This window comes from Ferruginibacter sp. (assembly GCF_031430955.1).
Taxonomy (GTDB): Bacteria; Bacteroidota; Bacteroidia; order Chitinophagales; family Chitinophagaceae; genus Ferruginibacter.
Genome location: NZ_JANPCM010000340.1, coordinates 1 through 3,247, shown reverse-complemented (window position 1 = coordinate 3,247; position 3,247 = coordinate 1). Strand labels below are relative to the sequence as shown.

The window sequence follows — 3,247 nt, the reverse complement described above, 5'->3', positions numbered from 1 at the left end:
AAGAGAATTATATTGGGAAGGCCACCGCCGTACCGATTTAATACGTTATGGTTTATTAACTACCTCCACTTATGTTTGGCCATGGAAAGGTGGCGTAGCATCAGGTACAGGGGTTGACAGTAAGTTTAATATTTTTCCCATACCATCAACCAACAGAACAGCAAACCCTAACCTTACACAAAATGCCGGTTATTAATTTTTAACTGCTAAAATTATTACAATGAAAAATATACTAAAACAAATTTTCTTCTTAACCATACTGGTGGCATTTTTTGCATCATGCAAAAAAGATGAAAATAAAAACTATTTCGAAGGCGGTACAGCACCTGTGCTTAAAGCATCTTCTACCACACCATTGGTTTTGTTAATTGCCAATAAAGATAACCAGGCATTAAGTTTTACCTGGACAAATCCTAACTACCAGTTTAATACCGGGCCAAGCTCACAGGATGTTACTTACACTTTGCAATTTGATACTACGGGTGCAAATTTTACTAATCCTAAAATTGGAGAAAAGTCTATTCCAAAAGAATTGGCCACCGCCATTACAGTAAAGGATTTAAACACTTTATTACTGGGGATGGGTTTATTAGAAAACATGCCGCACAATATGGAGATACGTGTTAAATCAAACATCACTAATTCCAACGTGCCATTGTACAGCAATGTAATTAAAATGATAATTACGCCTTATTTAGATGTGGTATATCCGGTGCCTGCAAAATTATATATTACCGGCAGTGCATCACCAGCAAGCTGGATGGGTGGCGGAGATCCGGAAAATGTTAGCCAGCGGTTTACAAAAGTAAGTTCATCAAAATTTGAATTGACTATAGTGCTTAGTGCCAACAACTCTATGTTGTTTGTTCCCGTTTATGGCGATTGGAGTAATAAATATGGTTTTACAGGAAGCAATAATGCCAATAACGTAAATGGCGACACTTTTAAGCCAGATGGCGGAGATATAAAATCACCTGCTGTTACAAAATCATATAAAATAACAGTAGATTTTAAAACTGGAAAATATACAGTAGAATAACCATTCTCTTTTCCCGGTTAATTAAAAACTTTAAAACATTTAATAATGAAACATCTCTCAAAAATAATTTTAGCGGCTGTTGCTGTTACAGGTTTTTTTACTGCCTGTAATAAAATAGATAATCTTAAAAAAGCAGAAGCATTACCAGTTTATCAATTAGGTGTATCACCAGTATTAACCAGCTCAACCGCTGCAGTTGCTCCGGCACTTGCAGATTCTAATAAAGCTGCTGTAACTTTTTCGTGGAGCAATCCAAAGTATTCTGTTGACTCAGCCACTACAAAATATATTTTAGAAATAGACAGCACCGGAAAAAACTTTGCCAACGAAAATACCAAAACCGTTATCGGCGTTTTAAACACGGCACTTACCGGAAGAGATTTAAACGGCATTTTGCTAAACTTAGGATTTAAATTAAACGTTGCTCAATCAATTGATGTACGTTTAATATCTTCTTACAGCAACAACAACGAAAGGTACATGAGTAACGTGGTAAAAGTTAGCGTTACGCCATTTGCCGATCCTTCAGTATTAACCAGTACCAACTCTACTGTTACACTTAGTTTAGCCAATGCAGCACTAGCTTCTAATACATTCAACTGGACATCATCGTTTAAAGGATATGGCGGTATTGTAAGTTATACTTTACAATACGATTCTGCAGGTAAAAACTTTGTGGCACCATTAGATATTGCTGCCGGGCCATCAATATTAACCAAAGGGTTAACACAGGGAGAAATGAACAGCACTGCATTAACTTCGGGCATACCCGGTGGTAATACAGGAACTGTAGAATATCGAATAAAAGCTGTAACTGCTTTGGGTGCGATAGTATATTCAAATGTGGTTAACGTAAGTATCAAAAGTTATTTACCCATTCTTAGAATGTATTTGCCGGGTGGCTATCAGTCGGGTACTGGCAATGGCAATGATTGGGATCCGCCTACAGCTCCTGAATTTATAAGGGACCTTCGTCCGGGTGTATTTAACGATATGTATTATATGTATATTTATTTGCCAGCTAATGCAGAGTTTAAAGTAACGGTAGGCCGCACTTGGGATGTAAATTACGGTGGAACTGCTGGAAATCTTTCTTCAGGTGGGGCTAATCTTACTGTACCAACTGCAGGGTTTTACAGAATTACGGTTAACCGTACCACTTTAAAATACGATATCCGTGCAGGAAGAATGGGTTTTGTAGGTGGTGCAACAGGCGCAGGATGGAATCCTCCAAATGTGTTCCCCACTTATGCTATGGGCAATGCCGGTACTAATTTATTTGTAGGCATCAATACTTTTGTTGCAAACCAGGGCTGGAAATTAATTGATAATAATGCATGGGATAATGGCAGCAAAGCAGTTGACGAAACAAGAAGTTACGGCACAGCCGGCGGCGATGGCAGTACACTGGAAGTAAACGGTTCAAATTTTGCAGACATTACTAATTCGCCTGTACGCAACAGAATAATTTGGGATGGCCGTGATGTAAACAACGTTAAATACTTTACCAGCCCTGCAGCCGAAATGCGTTTAGTGGGCGACGGTATGAACCAGGCCGGAGTTAATGACTGGGATCCACCATCCTCTCCACAAATGACTTACAGCGGTAATGGTGTTTGGACAATTACAATAGCGCTAAAAGCAAATAAATCAATTAAGTTTCTTGCAGGAAATAATTGGGGTGCTTTTGATTATGAAGATAACAGCGGTGGCAGCCAGGCAGTGGGTGTAAATAAAGGTATCAGGTGGGAAGGCGGCGGAGATTTTAAAACTCCAGCCACAGCCGGAACTTATACCGTTACTTTAAATGAGAACACTCAAACCATGAGGATAAATTAATAAAGTATAACTACTGTTTTATAAATGGGCTGACATTTTTGTTGGCCCATTTTATTTACGGTGCAAAAGATTTGATTCAGCAGTAAATGAATATTTGTTGGATGATAACAGCAATGCTTTAGCCGCTATAGGTTATATGATTATGCTTTAGTTTAAAAATTAACAGTTGAGTATTTTACAGAAGACTAAAAAAAGTACCCCGCAGAGCAGCAGAGAACGCAGAGGTAGATTCGATTTTATTTTTATAAATGGCTTGCACTTCAAGAAAGAAAAACAGCAGGGGTTATATAATATTTTTCTCAGCGTACCCTGCCCCTCAGCGTGCAAAATCACACATTCGACATTCCATATTCCACATTCACCATTCTC

The 3,247-nt window shown here is 38.4% G+C and carries 3 protein-coding genes; all 3 read left to right on the top strand.

The window, feature by feature from the left end; all coding sequences use genetic code 11:
* The coding region (locus ACY65O_RS09660; protein WP_462220649.1) for a RagB/SusD family nutrient uptake outer membrane protein at positions 1–196 on the top strand (196 nt) is incomplete at its 5' end.
* 24 nt (positions 197–220) lie between these two features.
* Entirely contained in the window at positions 221–1,039 is an 819-nt protein-coding gene (locus ACY65O_RS09655; RefSeq protein ID WP_462220648.1) for a SusE domain-containing protein, read from the top strand.
* Between the two features lie 45 nt (positions 1,040–1,084).
* Entirely contained in the window at positions 1,085–2,878 is a 1,794-nt protein-coding gene (locus tag ACY65O_RS09650; RefSeq protein ID WP_462220647.1) for a SusE domain-containing protein, read from the top strand.
* Positions 2,879–3,247 lie beyond the last annotated feature (369 nt).

Excerpts from the sequence above, each read along its gene's own strand:
- ACY65O_RS09655 (WP_462220648.1), top strand. The coding sequence starts at position 221 with ATGAAAAATATACTAAAACAAATTTTCTTCTTAACCATACTGGTGGCA.
- ACY65O_RS09650 (WP_462220647.1), top strand. The coding sequence starts at position 1,085 with ATGAAACATCTCTCAAAAATAATTTTAGCGGCTGTTGCTGTTACAGGT.